Raw genomic sequence first — 14899 nt, 5'->3', positions numbered from 1 at the left:
TCCATGGAACTCCCTCGCGCAGACGTTGACCCGGACGGCCTCCTCGAGTACTCGGTGGTCTTCAGCGACCGCTCGCTCAACCACATGTCGCAACGGTTCATCGGCGTCATGCAGCAGATCGTCGACGTGCTGCGGACGACCTACCACGCAGACGGGGTCGCGGTCGTCCCGGGGGGCGGCAGCTATGCCATGGAGGCGGTGGCTCGCCAGCTCGTCACCGGCCGTCGCGCGCTCGTGGTGCGAAACGGGTTCTTCTCGTACCGGTGGTCGCAGATCTTCGAGGCCGGCTCCATCCCCAGCGCGGTCACGGTGTGCACGGCGCGACCCGACAGTGCGGCTCGTGACGCCGCCTGGTCACCCGCACCCGTCGACGAGGTGGTCGAGACGATTCGCCGGGAGCGTCCGGAGGTCGTCCTCGCCGCCCACGTGGAGACGGCCTCGGGGATCCTCCTGCCCGACTCCTATGTCGGGGCCCTCGCCGACGCTGCGCACGAGGTGGGTGGGCTCTTCGTCCTCGACTGCATCGCGTCGGGCGCGATGTGGGTCGACATGGAGGCCTCCGGCGTCGACGTCGTGCTCAGCGCACCCCAGAAGGGCTGGAGCGGTTTCCCCTGCGCGGGGTTCGTCATGCTGGGCGAGCGCGGCCGGGCGGCGGTCGAGAGCTCGACGTCGACCAGCTTCGCCGCGGACCTGCGCACCTGGTTGACCGTGACCGACGCGTACGTCGAGGGGCGGGCCAGCTACCACGCGACCATGCCGACCGATGCCCTGGCGCACAACGCGGCCATCATGCGCGAGACCCTCGACCGCGGGCTCGACGCCCTGAAGTCGGCCCAGGTCGACCTCGGTACGCGGGTTCGCCGGCTGCTGGCCGAGCGCGGCTTTCCCTCCGTCGCGGCTGCGGGCTTCGAGGCGCCGGGGGTCGTGGTCGTGCACACCGACGATCCGGCTCTGCAGTCGGGCGCGCGGTTCCGCGAGGTCGGCATTCAGGCCGCTGCAGGAGTCCCGCTCAAGTGCGACGAGCCCGCCGACTACTCGACCTTCCGCCTCGGTCTCTTCGGCCTCGACAAGCTCGCCGACGTCGACGGCACGGTCGCCCGTCTGGCCGACGGGCTCGATCGGCTGGGAATCAGCTGATCCCCAGCCGGGACCGATGACCTCGGGCGCCCTGACGCACTGACCCGTCAGACGAATCAGTGCGGCAGGCCCCAGCGGCAACCTTCCTGCGCGCGTCAGCGGACGAGGACGGCTTTGGCTTCCTTGACGATGATGGTGGTGCCGGGCTGGCGGATGGTGACCCGGTCGGGGATCTCGATCCACGGGCCGCCGTTGATCCGGAACTGCGCACCGAGGGTCACCGCCACCGACGCGGTGTACCGGCCGGGACGGGTGTAGGTGTGCCGGACGTCCCCGTGTGGGTAGACGCCACCGGGCGAGTCGGTCGGCCCGAACGTGTCCCCGTCGCCGAACGCGTACCGGTAGCCGAGCAGTCGCGGGCGGATCTGCACCCGGTAGCCGTACATCCTGGCCGGGTCCACCGAGTCGATCTCTCCCGGCTCGAACCCGGCCTCCACCCACTCGACCCGGAAGTAGGTCGCCAGGTTCACGAGCGTGGTGTCCCCTTCCGGCTGGGTGGCCACCCGGGCGGTGGCCCACCGCGTCTCGTGGAACGCCTGCACGATCATCTCGATCGTCGGCACCGGGCTGACCCCCGGCACCTGGTTGGGCAGACAGGTCGTGCCGACGAGCTGTTGGCCCGCCGCGCCGGACGGCGCGCTGCCGGCCGGCCAGTCGACGGCGGGCAGCGGGTCGCCGTCCTCATCGACCCACCACCGGTACACATCCGAGAGTGGGCCCCGGCCCTGCTCCGGGCTGTTGTCCGCGCACGCCGCCGTCGCCGCGGCCAGGCAGTGCCCGCTCAAGGCCGGACCGCCATCGATGTCGCACCCGGAGATCGAGAGCCGGTACTTCCAGTGCGCCTGCGGCTCGGCCAACAACCGCACATACTCGGAGTTGAGACGCCTCAGATCACTTGAGTACAGGTCGATCGTCACACCGTCTGAACCCGCGCCGCTGTTCCACGATCCATGCTCTGAGGCCCGCGCAGTGAAGGTGGTGGACGTGGTGGCTAGAAGGATCCCTAGGGCCGCGACCGCACATCTGAGCGCCCTCACTTCACGTCCTTGATCGCAGTGACCCTCCACCCAGACAAGTTCCAGTCGAGGTAGAACATGTTGTGCGTGGTGGAGGTTGCCTCATCTTCCACGGTGCGGCCGGCCACGTCGACGACACGCGCGCCAGTCTGTCCGCCGAGGAACTCAACCCGCATGAGTCCGCCTGCTTCCCCGAACGCGGTGGCCTTATCGACGCGGACTGGGTCGGAGTCGTAGTGGTGGCCGTGGCGTTCCAAATCCTGCGCAGTCTGAATGAAGGACTGACAAGACTCCGACGCCTCGGCGCAGAGTTGTTTGATCCGTCGGGGATCTGGGGAGCGCCACGCCCGGTTCAACTGGTCGATGAAGTGCTCGACGAAGGCCTTGGCGCCGTCCTTGGTGCGCTTCTTGGCCGCGGCCGGCAACCCCGCCGGGAAGTCCGGAGCCGCGGCCGTCCGCTTCGTGGCAGCCGCAGAGGAAGGCGCGACCGACGAGGTCACCGGCGCTCCCGGTGAACCCCCGGTGGTGGGCGCTGTGCTGCCCTGCGGGGCCGCGGATCCCTCCGCGCACCCGGTGAGCGTGACCGCGAGGGCGAGCCCAGCGGCATACGGCATGAAGTTTCGTCTCGACACGGTTCCCCTGACCCTCGAACGGACCGACAACCACCACCAAACGGGTGGAAACGCCACAGAACGCTCCCATGATCCTGCCCGAACCGCACCCTGAACCGCAGCGCCCATCCACAGGAGGGCGCCGAGTCACGCCTCAGGTGAGCGTCTGGGTGATGGAGTTCTCGCCGGCTCCGAACCGCACGGTCGTGGTGGCGCCGTTGACGAGGGCGAGGTACGGGGGAACGTGGCCGCACTCGACGTCGGAGATGATGGGCACGCCCAGCATGGCGAGGGCGTCGAGGACGGCCTCGTCCTGGGAAAGGTCAGGGGACGACAGAGCCTTCGTCCGGGAGACGAGGATCCCGGTGCTGCGGTCGAACCAACCGTGCAGACGCATGGCGTGCAGCGCCCGGCAGATGTCGTAGGCCGGCCACTCCGCCACGTCGAGCACGTGGATGACGCCCTCTGGAGCGAAGTCCTCGGCGAAGCCGGTGACGTTCCCGTACTCGCCGCCGGCGAGGAAGCCGACGGTCTCGACGCAGCCCGCAACGAGGCGCCCGTGCAGGGTCACCGGCTCGTCGGCGTCCTCGGAGTCGATCCGCCGCCAGGTCCCCGGCTGGTCGAGGTCGTACTCGGACGCACCGGGATCGGCGACCCAGTCGTCGAACCCGGCGCCGCGCCAGCTCCCCGGTGAGCGCTGCGTGATCTCCGAACCCGGCGAGGACGCAGCCACGTCGGTCCAGTGGGCGACACCGTCCGGTGTCCGGTAGAGGGTGTCCATGAAGTTCTGGCCGTGGATGGTCGCGATCCCCGTCCGGAGCGTGAGGGGGGTGAGCCACGTCGTGGTGTCGGAGTAGCCCACGCACCAGGTCGGGTCGGCGGCGGCGATCGCGGCGAAGTCGAGCAGGTCCAGCAGGTCGATGCCGGTCTCCCCACCCCACGGCGGGACGACGGCTCGGATCGCAGGGTCCGTGAGCATCCGCATCAGCTCGGCTGCACGCTTCTCGCGCGGCGCGCTGACGTGCGACGGCGTGTGCATGCACTCACCGATCTCGACTCGGAAGCCCTTGGCCTCCAGGAACTCTCGAGTCAGCTCGACCCGTGCCCACAGCCGGTCGGGGACACCGGCGCTCGGTGCGGTGACGCCGATCCGGTCACCCGGGCGCAGGGGAGCGGGATAGCGGACGGCGGTCGCAGGCTCGGCGGACATGCGAGCCAGCGTACGAGCAGGCGGAGGTGAGCGGCATACGGCATGGTCTTGGCCGCGCCGCCCACCTCGTCCGGCCGGTCAGCCCTTGGCCGCGGCGAAACCCTGCTCGAGGTCGGCGACGATGTCGTCGATGTGCTCGATGCCCACGGCGAGACGGACCAGCCCGGGGGTCACCCCGGCAGCGAGACGGTCCTCCTCAGGGCCCTGCGAGTGCGTCGTCGAGGCGGGGTGGATGACGAGGGAGCGGACGTCGCCGATGTTGGCCACGTGGCTGTGCAGCGTCAGGCCCTCGACGAACTTCTTCCCGGCCTCAAGGCCCCCACGGATCTCGAAGGACAGGACGGCCCCAGCGCCGCGCGGCGCGTACTTCCGGGCGGTCTCGTAGGACGGGCTGTCCGGCAGCGAGGCCCAGACGACGCTCTCGACCTGGTCGTGCGACTGGAGGAACGCCGCGACCTTGGCCGCGTTGTCGAGGTGGCGCTCGATCCGCAGTGACAGGGTCTCGAGGCCCTGCGCGATGAGGAACGCGTTGAACGGGGCGGCGGCGGGGCCGAGGTCGCGGAGCAGCTGGACGCGAGCCTTGAGGATGTAGGCCAGGTTGGCGCCGAGCGGGCTGCCGACACCGAGGTCCCGGGCGAACACGAGCCCGTGGTAGCTCTCCTCGGGCGTGTTGTAGTTGGGGAACTTCTCCGGGTCCTGGCCGTAGTCGAAGCGGCCCGCGTCGACGATGACCCCGGCGATGGACGTGCCGTGGCCGCCGAGGTACTTCGTCGCCGAGTGGACCACGACGTCCGCGCCCCACTCGATCGGGCGGATCACGTAGGGCGTCGCGATGGTGTTGTCCACCACGAGGGGGACCCCGTGCTCGTGGGCCAGCGCCGCGACGGCCTCGATGTCGAGCACCTCGGCCTTGGGGTTGGCGATCGTCTCCCCGAAGAGCAGCTTGGTGTTGGGCCGGATCGCAGCGCGCCAGGAGTCGATCGACGCCGGGTCGTCGACGAAGGTCACCTCGAGGCCCAGCTTGGGCAGGGTGAACTTGAGCAGATTCACTGTGCCGCCGTAGAGGCTCGGCGAGGCGACGATGTGGTCGCCCGCCTCGGCGATGTTGAGAATGGCGAGCGTCGTCGCCGACTGGCCGGACGCGACGAGCAGCGCCCCGACCCCGCCCTCGAGGGCGGCGATGCGCTGCTCGACGACGTCGGTGGTCGGGTTCATGATCCGGGTGTAGATGTTGCCGAACTCTTTGAGCCCGAACAGGTTCGCTGCATGGTCGGTGTCGTTGAAGACGTAGCTGGTCGTCTGGTAGATCGGCAGGGCCCGCGCGCCGGTGGCGCTGTCGGCGCTCTGGCCGGCGTGGATCTGCTTCGTCTCGAAGGACCAGTCGGGGGTGTCGCTCATCGGTGTTCCTCACACTCGCGCTTGCGCACCGGCGGTCGCCGGTGGCCAGGTCTTCACCCGGGGCACCCCGCCGCGTAGCGAGGGTTGCCGGTCAGCGAGCCGGGGCCGTGACGCTGACACTCATGACCTTCCGTGGATGGTATGCCGCTGGGCTCGTCCGCGCCCAGGCGTCCTCATCGTGGACGCTGAGTTCGCATGCTGGACACCGGGGCCGATGCCGCCCGGGCTGCGGTGGCCTGGATCACTTGGACGTCCTACTAATTGTGTCTCGCGAGTAGCATTGCTCCTCGTGACGAGCACTGATTTCGACCTGTTCCGGACCAGCGAGGACCACGAGGCGCTCCGTGAGGCGGTGCGCGCAGTGGCCGAGGACAAGATCGCTCCCTTCGCCGCGGCGGTCGACGAGGAGGCCCGCTACCCCCAGGAGGCGCATGACGCGCTGGTGGCGTCCGACTTCTTCGCCCCCCACGTCCCCGAGGAGTACGACGGCGTCGGAGCCGACGCGCTGGCGACCTGCATCGTGATCGAGGAGGTCTCGCGCGTCTGCGCCTCGTCGGCGCTCATCCCGGCGGTCAACAAGCTCGGCTCGCTGCCGCTGATCCTCGCCGCGAACGACGACGTCAAGCGCAAGTACCTGCCGCCGCTGGCGCACGGCGAGACGACCTTCTCCTACGGCCTGTCCGAGCGCGAGGCCGGCTCCGACACCGCGTCGATGAAGTGCCGGGCCCGGCGGGACGGGGACGACTGGGTCCTCAACGGACAGAAGTCGTGGATCACCAACGCCGGCGTGTCCGAGTACTACACCGTCCTCGCTGTGACCGACCCCGACGGGCCGCGAGGCAACAACGTGTCCGCCTTCGTCGTCGAGAAGTCGGATGCGGGCTTCACCTTCGGTGAGAAGGAGCGCAAGCTCGGCATCAAGGGCAGCCCGACTCGCGAGCTGCACTTCGACAACGTCCGCATCCCGGGCGACCGCCTGGTCGGCGAGGTCGGTGACGGCCTGAAGATCGCACTGCGCACCCTCGACCACACCCGGGTGACCATCGGGGCCCAGGCCATCGGCATCGCCCAGGGGGCGCTCGACCACGCGGTCGCCTACGTCAAGGAGCGCAAGCAGTTCGGCAAGCGGATCGCCGACTTCCAGGGCATCCAGTTCATGCTCGCCGACATGGCGATGGAGGTCGAGGCGGCCCGGCAGATGGTCTACGTGGCCGCAGCGAAGTCCGAGCGGGGCGACAAGGACCTCTCCTTCTTCGGCGCGGCGGCCAAGTGCTACGCGTCCGACGTTGCGATGAAGGTAACGACGGACGCGGTGCAGCTGCTGGGCGGAGCCGGCTACACGAAGGACTTCCCGCTCGAGAGGATGATGCGCGACGCGAAGATCACCCAGATCTACGAAGGGACCAACCAGATCCAGCGCATCGTCATGGCGCGCCAGCTCCTCAAGGGTTGAGAGGTAGTCTCCTCCCGACCTCAGTTCCCGAGCCCCGGAGCGGACGCACCCCGTGCATCACCCACCTCCCATCAGCGTCATCATGCCCCTGCTCAACGAGGAGAAGCATCTGGGTGAGGCCGTCCAGGCGATCCTCGAGCAGGGCTACCCGGGTGAGCTGGAGCTCGTGCTGGCGATCGGTCCGGGACACGACGACACCCTCGGGGTCGCGCGTGAGCTGGCGCAGCGGGATCCCCGGATCACGGTCGTCGAGAACCCCTCAGGACGCACGCCCGACGCGTTGAACCTCGCCGTCGAGGCGGCCGCGCACGACATCATCGTCCGGGTCGACGGGCACGGCTTCCTCAGCCCCGGCTACGTCGAGCGCGCCGTGACGGTGCTCGAGGAGACCGGCGCCGCCAACGTGGGCGGCGTCATGTACGCCGAGGGCGTGACGAACTTCGAGAAGGCGGTCGCCATCGCGATGCGGTCGCCGCTGGGCGTCGGCGGCGCCCGGTTCCACACCGGTGGGGAGGCCGGGCCGGCGGACACCGTCTACCTCGGCGTCTTCCGGCGCAGGTGGCTCACCTCCGTCGGTGGCTACGACGCGCGGTTCTCGAGGGCGCAGGACTGGGAGCTCAACTACCGGATCCGTCAGGCGGGCGGCACGGTCTGGTTCGACCCCGAGCTGCGGGTCCGCTACCGTCCCCGGCCCACGTTTCGCCGCCTCGCCCGGCAGTACCGTGACTACGGCCGGTGGCGCCGGGTCGTGGCTCGGGAGCACAAGGGCTCGATCAACGCCCGCTACCTCGCGGCGCCCACCGCACTGGTGGCCAACGTCGTCGGTCTGGTCGGAGGCTTCGTCTGGGCGCCGCTGTGGATCGTTCCTGGCACCTATGCGACGGCGATCACGGTCGGAGGGCTGGCCATCGGGTGGCGGGACGGTCTCCCCGTCGCGGTGCGCCTGCCTGCTGTCCTCGCGACCATGCACGGCAGCTGGGGCTGGGGGTTCCTGACCAGTCGCCCGGGCCAGCTGCTGCCCGACACCGACGAGCCGTGAGCTCGCGCCTCCGCCCGAGGCGCTGACCCCGAGCGCGCCCAGCGACCCCGAAACGCGAAGGCCCCGGACGCGGTGCGTCCGGGGCAATGTCGCGACTGCTCGGCTGCGGCTCAGCCGAGGTCGACGGTGAAGTCGGGCTCGGTCTTGTCGCGGACCTCGTCCTCGGTGACACCGGGGGCGAGCTCGCGCAGCACGAGCCCGTCGTCGGTGACGTCGAAGACGGCCAGGTCGGTGATGATCCGCTGGACGACGCCCTTGCCGGTGTAGGGCAGGGAGCAGTCCTTGACGATCTTGTAGGAGCCGTCGCGGGCGTTGTGCTCCATCAGCACGATGACCTTCTTCGCGCCGTGGACCAGGTCCATCGCCCCGCCCATGCCCTTGACCATCTTGCCGGGGATCATCCAGTTGGCGATGTCACCCTTCTCGGAGACCTGCATCGCCCCGAGGATGGCGGCGTCGACCTTGCCGCCGCGGATCATCCCGAAGCTCGTGGCCGAGTCGAAGAACGACGCGCCCTTGCGCAGCGTCACGGTCTCCTTGCCGGCGTTGATCAGGTCGGGGTCCTCCTCGCCCTCGTAGGGGTAGGCGCCGACGCCGAGGATGCCGTTCTCGGACTGCAGCACGATCTCCACGTCGTCGGGCACGTAGTTGGGCACCAGCGTCGGCAGGCCGATGCCGAGGTTGACGTAGGCACCGTCGGACAGCTCGGCGGCCGCGCGGGCGGCCATCTCCTCACGGGTCAGCGCCATCTCAGGCCTCCTGCTCGGTCGAGGTCTCGGTGGCCGCGCCCGGACGGGGGCGGACGGTGCGTCGCTCGATCCGCTTCTCGGCGGCCTGCTCCGCGCTCAGCGGCAGCACGCGGTGCACGAAGATGCCGGGCAGGTGGACCTGGTCCGGGTCGAGCTCGCCCGGCTCGACGAGCTGCTCGACCTCGGCGATCGTGACCCGGCCGGCCATCGCGCACAGCGGGTTGAAGTTGCGCGCCGACTGGTTGAACACGAGGTTGCCGTGCCGGTCGCCCTTGGCCGCGCGGACCAGGCCGAAGTCGGCCCGGATCGCCTGCTCGAGGACGAAGGTCCGGCTCTCACCGTCGACGTCGAAGTCCTGCGTCTGCTTGGGCGGGGAGGCGAGCGCGACGTTGCCGTCGCTGTCGTAACGCCACGGCAGGCCACCCTCGGCGACCTGGGTGCCGGCGCCGGTGATCGTGAAGAACGCCGGGATCCCGACGCCGCCGGCGCGCAGCCGCTCGGCGAGGGTGCCCTGCGGCGTCAGCTCGACCTCGAGCTCGCCGTGCAGGTACTGCCGCTCGAACTCCTTGTTCTCCCCGACGTACGAGGCGACCATCCGGCGGATCCGCTTGTCCTTCAGAAGGATTCCGAGGCCCCAGTCGTCGACGCCGCAGTTGTTGGAGACGGCCTCGAGGTCGGTGATGCCGGCATCGTGGATGGCCGCGATGAGCACGCTGGGGATGCCACAGAGACCGAAACCGCCGACCGCCAGCGACATCCCGTCACTGATCCCGGCGATGGCCTCCTGGGGAGTGGAGACGACTTTGTCCATGCTGCGGACTCTATAGGCCGCCCGGAACGCGCCGGGCGTGGGGTGCCACCACTTCGGCGCAGGCCACGTGGTGGCGCAGCACGTGACGCACCCGACACCGGAGCGGCCGACTTCCCGCGAACCGAATTACAGGTTTGTAGTTCGTCCGACGAACTTGTTAACGGTGTGACTGGAGTGCATAAATGGTGCAGTTGAACACTTGGGGGAAGTGGGAGACCTGTGTTCCAGCGCTCATGAATCGAGTCCGCCATGGCTTCACGCCGTCGTCCTCTCGCGCTCGTCCTTGCCGGGCCCGTGCTCATCGTGCCCAGCCTGGCCACCGCGGCCCACGCCTACACGCCGCCCGCGCCTCCGACGAAGACCCTGCCCAAGGCTCTCGACGTGTACGTGCCCTACCAGGGGCAGACGGTGTGTGACCCGGTGGCGCGTCCGGGGGTTCTCGCCTTCGCCAAGCTCATGACGAGCCACTACCAGATGGGGTCCACGAGCCTCATCGGACGCAGCTGCTCGAGCGACACGTCTGAGCACTACGACGGTCGCGCCTGGGACTGGATGCTCGACGTCGACGACCCCGAGGAGTCGGCGGTCGCCCGGAGCGTCCTCGCGTGGCTGACCAAGCCGATGCCAACGGCGTCCCCGGAGCGATGGCCCGCCGCTTCGGGATCATGTACATCATCTACGACCGAACGATGTGGAGGTCGTATGCCCCCGAGCGCGGGTGGGCGCCCTACTACGGCAGCAACCCGCACACGGACCACATCCACTTCAGCTTCAACTTCAACGGCGCCGCGGCGCGGACGTCCTGGTGGACCGGTGTCGCCGCGACGACCGTCCTCACCTCGCTGACGACCTCGGACACGACGACGGTGACGATCCCCGCGACCCCGACGGTGCTCTCCTTCGGCATGCAGTCGGAGGCGGTGCGCCAGCTCCAGGTGCGTCTCGGCAACCTCCCGACGACGGGGTACTACGGCGCCCTGACCCGCGACCGCGTCACCGAGTACCAGCGCTTCGCCGCACTTCCGCAGACCGGCGTCGCGGACCTCAGGACCCAGGAGATCCTCGCCAGACGTGGCTGGCGCACCATCACGGCGGCCTTCCCGACCCTGTCCTACGGCATGACGTCGAGCGCCGTGCGCACCCTCCAGACCAAGCTCGGGTCGCTGCCGACCACCGGCTACTACGGCTCCATGACCAAGGCGCGCGTGCTCGCCTACCAGACGTTCGCGGGGCTGCCCCAGACGGGGACCGCCGACCCGGTCACCCAGTACCGGCTCTGGGTGCGCGGCTGGACCGCGCCCAGCACGTCCACGGGCTCGGCAACGACGACGTACCCCACGCTCTCCTACGGCATGACCTCGACCGCGGTGACGAACCTCCAGGCCGAGCTCGGCTCCCTCCCCACCACCGGGTACTTCGGCCCGATGACGAAGGCGCGCGTCATCGAGTACCAGCGGGCCGTGGGCCTACCGGCGACAGGAATCGCGGACCACCAGACCCAGGCGCTGCTCTACACCAAGGGCTGGCCGCAGACCTACCCCACCCTGTCCATCGGGATGACCTCGACCGCGGTGAAGAACCTCCAGGCCAGGCTCGGGTCCCTCCCGACGACGGGGTACTTCGGGCCGATGACCAAGGCGCGCGTCATCGAGTACCAGCGCTTCGTCGGCCTCTCGGCGACGGGCGTCGCGGACAACCGCACCCAGCAGCTGCTCTACACGCGCGGCTGGGCGACCGCTGTCCCCGTCAGCACCACGGACCACCAGGAAGGAGAGGCCATGACCACCTTCGCCACAGCGCCGCAGCAGAGCCCGACCACCAGCCCGGCTGTCTCGACGGTCTCGACGGCGACGAGCCTGACGCCGTACAAGGACCTCGTCCTGGCGATGGGCGCGCGCGGCCCCGCGGTGCGGACCCTGCAACGCGCCCTCGGGGGACTCGTCGTCGACGGAGTCTTCGGCTCGGCCACCCGGGACAGGGTCGCCGCGCTCCAGCGTTCGTTCGCCCTGCCGCAGACCGGCGTCGTCACGCCGGACCTCTGGGAGGTGCTCGAGGCCAAGGAGTTCCCCTTCGCCGCGCATCGCACGACCGTCCTGCGCCTCGGGGATGCCGGGCCGCAGGTGTCGGCCGTGCAGCGCGTGCTCGGCGTGCGGGTCACCGGTGTCTTCGACGAGCCGACCCGCGTCGCGGTCAAGGACGCCCAGTCCCGTGCGGGGCTGGCGAGCACGGGCGTGGTGGCCTCGCGCACCTGGTCGCTCTTCGACCGGTTGTCGGCCTAGCCTCACCGGACGCGTCGGCAGGGCGTCGCGCCGGCCGTATGCCGCTCAGCTCGCTTCCGCTCTCGACCGACGTGAGCGCGTGGAGAGTTTCCCCACAGAGCGAGCCCAGCGGCATACGGGGGATCAGGGCGAAGGCGGGCCCCCCTCTCCCCGCGGTGCTGGCAGGAGGGAGACGGTGACCCCCTCCGTCGCCAGCCGCCGAGCCAGCGTGGAGGGGGCCAGGTCGGCAGAGCCACGCATCGCGACGACCGAGCCGTCCGCCGACCACGCGCTGAGCGCAACCTCGAGCAGCCCAGCGAGACCGGCGTCGACGGCCACGCGCGGCGCTGGTGCCGAGCCGGGACGGGTCCCGATGAGCTCGGCGTAGCGTGTGTCGACCCCGTCGACGCTGAGCGCGAGGTCACCTGCCTCAGGGTCGGACATCGGCGAGAACTGGTCCCCGTGCGTCGACAGCTCCTTCGCCTCGTCGACGGCGCCACCGGCATCAGCCGCCGCCGGGTGCGAGCGCGCCAGGGCAGGCAGCGAGACGAGCACGGAGTCACCCCCGTGGGCTGCTGCAGCAGCAGGGTCCGTCGTCACGAGGACGTCGGCGTCGGCCACCGCCTCCCCGAGCACGACGGTGGCGCCCACCGACCAGGTCGCGAAGGCCCAGTACACCCCGCGCCAGTGCGGCGGCAGGTCGAGGCCGACCGTCGTGCCCGGCCCGGCGGCGCAGTCGTCCTGCAGCAGGTTCGCGGCCTTCGACACCCAGTTGACGAGCACCTTGGCGCTCAGCTCGATGCGCTCGCCGGCCGTCGGCCCGGGCTCGTCGTCGTACCACGTCAGCCGGGGCCGGCCGGAGTCGCTCGACAGGAGGCGAGCGAGCACATCGGCGGGAAACACGGGGCTGGTCACGGGTGCCTCATCTCTCGTCCCCCGGGGTCGTGCCGGGCGGAGGCTCGGTCAGCGGCTCGTCGTCCCTGAGGGCGTGGAACAGGTCGAGGGCCCGCTCGGTGTCCCACTTGACGGCCACACCGGCGTTGTCCGTCGGATAGGCCAGGTCAGCGACGGGAACCGTCAGGGAGAGCCCCTCGTCGCCGCTCACCGCACGCATCGCCTGGAGGACCCGGTAGGCGTCGAGCAGCGAGGTCTCCTCCCCGACGGAGACCCCGCCGGCAGCCGCGTCGACGAAGGTCTTGTAGCGCCACGGGATGAGCACCGTGGACGGGGTGGCTGACTGCTTCATCAGGGCGCCGAGGAACTGGCGTTGCCGCGCCGCACGTCCGATGTCGCCGAGCGGGTCCTCGTAACGGGACCGGACGTAACCGAGCGCATTCCGGCCGTCGAGCACCTGGCACCCCTTCGCGAGGTCGATGCCGGCCTTGTCGTCCTTCATGTCGCGCGGCACGCAGATCTCGACGCCCCCGAGCGCGTCGACCATCCCGGCGAAGCCGCCGAGGCCGATCTCGAGGTAGCCGTTGATGTGCAGCCCGGTCACCTGCTCGACGGTCTGGGTGAGCAGCTTCGGGCCGCCGAAGGTGAAGGCCGCGTTGATCTTGTTGCTGCCGTGGTCCGGTATGGGGACGTAGGAGTCGCGCGGGATCGAGATGAGGACGGGCTTGCCGCCGCTCTCCGACACGTGGACGAGCATGATCGTGTCCGTCCGGTTGCCCTCGGCCGAGCCGGTCTTGAGCTGCCGCCGCTGCTTGGCCGTGAGGCCCTCCCGACTGTCCGACCCGACCAGCAGGTAGGTGTGCCCCGCAGTGTCCGCGGGGCGGTCGCCGGACGGGACGTTGTCGACCCGGTCGATGCCGTTCCACGCCGCGACCGGCACCCACACCATGAAGGCCAGCCAGCTCACGACGAGCAGGCCGACGAGCAGCAGGGCCACCCGACCCTTGCGCAGCCGGGTCCGCGGCGGCGCGGCCACGGGCGCAGCGGGGCGGCCGGCCGGCCGGGCAGCGCCGGGGGACTGGGGCCGCTTGCGGGTGTCGACGACGTAGACGTCGTCGTCGGGAGTGCTTCCTCGGGGTGGGCGGCGAGAGTCAGTCGGCATCGGTGCCCTTCGGGGTCGGAGCGGACGACGGCCCGGACGTGCCGAGCGGGTCGGATGGGAACGCCTCATGCACTGCGACCGCCTCGTCGAGGGCGATGCGCCGGGCAAGCCTGGTGTACCGGATCTCCATGTCGCGGAACCGCTTGAACGTCGTCACGACAAAGCCGAGGAAGGCGACGACGAGGCCGTAGAGGATGAGGTCGGCGCCTCGGCCGACGCCCAGGAACTTCGCCAGACCCGTCCACGTCTTGCTCGGGTCGATGATCGAGTAGATGGCCAGGCCGGCGAGCACCAGGAGACCGAGCCGCCGCACCGCCTGCGTGCGCTGACCCGTCCCGGCGAGCAGCCGCCAGGCCAGGGCCAGGGTCGCCGCGATGAGCAGGATCTGGATGACACTCTGTCGGCTCATCGCCAGATCAGCTCCGCGAGGATGTTGACGGCATTCCACAGCGACTGGCCCTTGGCCTTGCTGTAGTCCGTGTAGAGGATGTGGACGGGCGCCTCGGCATAGGTGACCTGCCGGCCGTCGAAGCGCATGGCCCCGATCTGGGCGACGATCTCGGACGCGTGCGCCATCCGGTTCTGCGTGATGTCCAGGCGCTCGACGACGTCGCGGTGCAGGACGCGCAGGCCGTTGTGGGCGTCGGTGAGCCGGGTGCCCGTCGTCAGGTTCGTGTAGGCGACCGCCATCCGCAGCACGAGCTTCTTGAGCCCCGAGGCCTCGGTCCGGTCGTCGAGGAAGCGGGACCCGAAGACGACGCGCACGTCGCCTGCCCGAATGAGGTCGAGCATGGCCTGCACGTCGGAGATCTGATGTTGTCCGTCCGCGTCGAAGGTGACGCAGAACTGCATCGCCGGATCGGTCAGGGCATAGTCGAAACCAGTCTGCAGGGCCGCCCCCTGGCCGAGGTTGACGGGGTGCCGCACGACAATGGCCCCGGCCTCCTCCGCGCGGGCCGCCGAGTCGTCGGTGGAACCGTCGTCCACACAGACCACCTTGGGGAAGTGGCTGCGCGCCGCGCGGACGACGTCGCCGATGACCCGCGCCTCGTTGTAGAGCGGCACCACGAGCCACACGTCGTTCGCTTGCATCACCACCAGAGTAAAGCGGAGCCGCCTGTGCCCTGTCCCGGCGCCACGCAGGCGCATCGGCTGGGCCGC

Annotated in this window: 13 protein-coding genes, 2 pseudogenes and 1 riboswitch; of the genes and pseudogenes, 5 read left to right on the top strand and 10 right to left on the bottom strand. The window is 70.0% G+C overall.

Annotated features, from left to right (window positions below):
* Positions 1-3: 3 nt before the first annotated feature.
* The gene (locus ABWV20_RS15550; RefSeq protein ID WP_353356634.1) at positions 4-1137 is read left to right on the top strand and encodes an aminotransferase class V-fold PLP-dependent enzyme; all 1134 of its coding nucleotides are present in this window, start codon (positions 4-6) and stop codon (positions 1135-1137) included.
* A 95-nt stretch (positions 1138-1232) separates the two neighbouring features.
* On the opposite strand, the gene ABWV20_RS15545 is transcribed toward ABWV20_RS15550, so the two are convergent.
* The 4 genes from ABWV20_RS15545 to ABWV20_RS15530 form a co-directional block, all read right to left on the bottom strand.
* The gene (locus ABWV20_RS15545) at positions 1233-2054 is read right to left on the bottom strand and encodes a hypothetical protein (RefSeq protein ID WP_353356632.1); all 822 of its coding nucleotides are present in this window, start codon (positions 2052-2054) and stop codon (positions 1233-1235) included.
* A 116-nt stretch (positions 2055-2170) separates the two neighbouring features.
* Positions 2171-2653: a DUF6318 family protein gene (locus tag ABWV20_RS15540; protein WP_353356630.1), complete on the bottom strand. Its 483-nt coding sequence runs from the start codon at positions 2651-2653 to the stop codon at positions 2171-2173.
* Positions 2654-2918: 265 nt separating this feature from the next.
* Entirely contained in the window at positions 2919-3974 is a 1056-nt protein-coding gene (locus ABWV20_RS15535; protein ID WP_353356628.1) for a S66 family peptidase, read from the bottom strand.
* A gap of 78 nt (positions 3975-4052) precedes the next feature.
* A complete protein-coding gene (locus ABWV20_RS15530) occupies positions 4053-5372 on the bottom strand; it encodes a bifunctional o-acetylhomoserine/o-acetylserine sulfhydrylase (protein WP_353356626.1) in 1320 nt (439 codons plus the stop codon).
* A 12-nt stretch (positions 5373-5384) separates the two neighbouring features.
* A riboswitch (SAM riboswitch) is annotated at positions 5385-5500 on the bottom strand.
* Positions 5501-5661: 161 nt separating this feature from the next.
* Here ABWV20_RS15530 and ABWV20_RS15525 point away from each other — a divergent pair.
* On the top strand, positions 5662-6825 hold the full coding sequence (locus tag ABWV20_RS15525) for an acyl-CoA dehydrogenase family protein (protein ID WP_353356624.1): 1164 nt from the start codon (positions 5662-5664) through the stop codon (positions 6823-6825).
* Positions 6826-6874: 49 nt separating this feature from the next.
* Positions 6875-7864, top strand: a pseudogene (locus ABWV20_RS15520) (glycosyltransferase family 2 protein); the annotation flags it as partial.
* Positions 7865-7974: 110 nt separating this feature from the next.
* Here the strand turns inward: ABWV20_RS15520 and ABWV20_RS15515 are convergent.
* Both ABWV20_RS15515 and ABWV20_RS15510 read right to left on the bottom strand, forming a co-directional pair.
* Positions 7975-8613 (bottom strand): CoA transferase subunit B, encoded by a 639-nt coding sequence (locus ABWV20_RS15515; RefSeq protein WP_353356620.1) that lies wholly within the window; start codon positions 8611-8613, stop codon positions 7975-7977.
* Position 8614: 1 nt separating this feature from the next.
* Complete coding sequence (locus ABWV20_RS15510) at positions 8615-9424, bottom strand: CoA transferase subunit A (protein WP_353356618.1); 810 nt, start codon at positions 9422-9424, stop codon at positions 8615-8617.
* Between the two features lie 249 nt (positions 9425-9673).
* Here ABWV20_RS15510 and ABWV20_RS19370 point away from each other — a divergent pair.
* Both ABWV20_RS19370 and ABWV20_RS15505 read left to right on the top strand, forming a co-directional pair.
* Positions 9674-9982 (top strand): annotated as a pseudogene (locus ABWV20_RS19370) (peptidoglycan-binding domain-containing protein); the annotation flags it as partial.
* A gap of 47 nt (positions 9983-10029) precedes the next feature.
* On the top strand, positions 10030-11703 hold the full coding sequence (locus ABWV20_RS15505; RefSeq protein ID WP_353356616.1) for a peptidoglycan-binding domain-containing protein: 1674 nt from the start codon (positions 10030-10032) through the stop codon (positions 11701-11703).
* A 123-nt stretch (positions 11704-11826) separates the two neighbouring features.
* Here ABWV20_RS15505 and ABWV20_RS15500 read toward each other — a convergent pair whose 3' ends face one another.
* The 4 genes from ABWV20_RS15500 to ABWV20_RS15485 are packed head-to-tail and all read right to left on the bottom strand — an operon-like array spanning position 11827 to position 14830.
* The gene (locus ABWV20_RS15500; protein ID WP_353356614.1) at positions 11827-12597 is read right to left on the bottom strand and encodes a TIGR03089 family protein; all 771 of its coding nucleotides are present in this window, start codon (positions 12595-12597) and stop codon (positions 11827-11829) included.
* Between the two features lie 7 nt (positions 12598-12604).
* A complete protein-coding gene (locus tag ABWV20_RS15495; RefSeq protein ID WP_353356612.1) occupies positions 12605-13738 on the bottom strand; it encodes an LCP family protein in 1134 nt (377 codons plus the stop codon).
* Entirely contained in the window at positions 13728-14147 is a 420-nt protein-coding gene (locus tag ABWV20_RS15490; protein WP_353356610.1) for a DUF2304 domain-containing protein, read from the bottom strand. The genes ABWV20_RS15495 and ABWV20_RS15490 overlap by 11 nt, the downstream gene beginning before the upstream one ends.
* The gene (locus ABWV20_RS15485) at positions 14144-14830 is read right to left on the bottom strand and encodes a glycosyltransferase family 2 protein (RefSeq protein WP_353356608.1); all 687 of its coding nucleotides are present in this window, start codon (positions 14828-14830) and stop codon (positions 14144-14146) included. The genes ABWV20_RS15490 and ABWV20_RS15485 overlap by 4 nt, the downstream gene beginning before the upstream one ends.
* Positions 14831-14899: the final 69 nt, after the last annotated feature.

It is taken from the genome of Intrasporangium sp. DVR, from assembly GCF_040365325.1.
Classification (GTDB): domain Bacteria; phylum Actinomycetota; class Actinomycetes; order Actinomycetales; family Dermatophilaceae; genus Intrasporangium.
The sequence above is the reverse complement of the archived record's forward strand: the minus strand, read 5'-3'. Positions and strand labels throughout refer to the sequence as shown.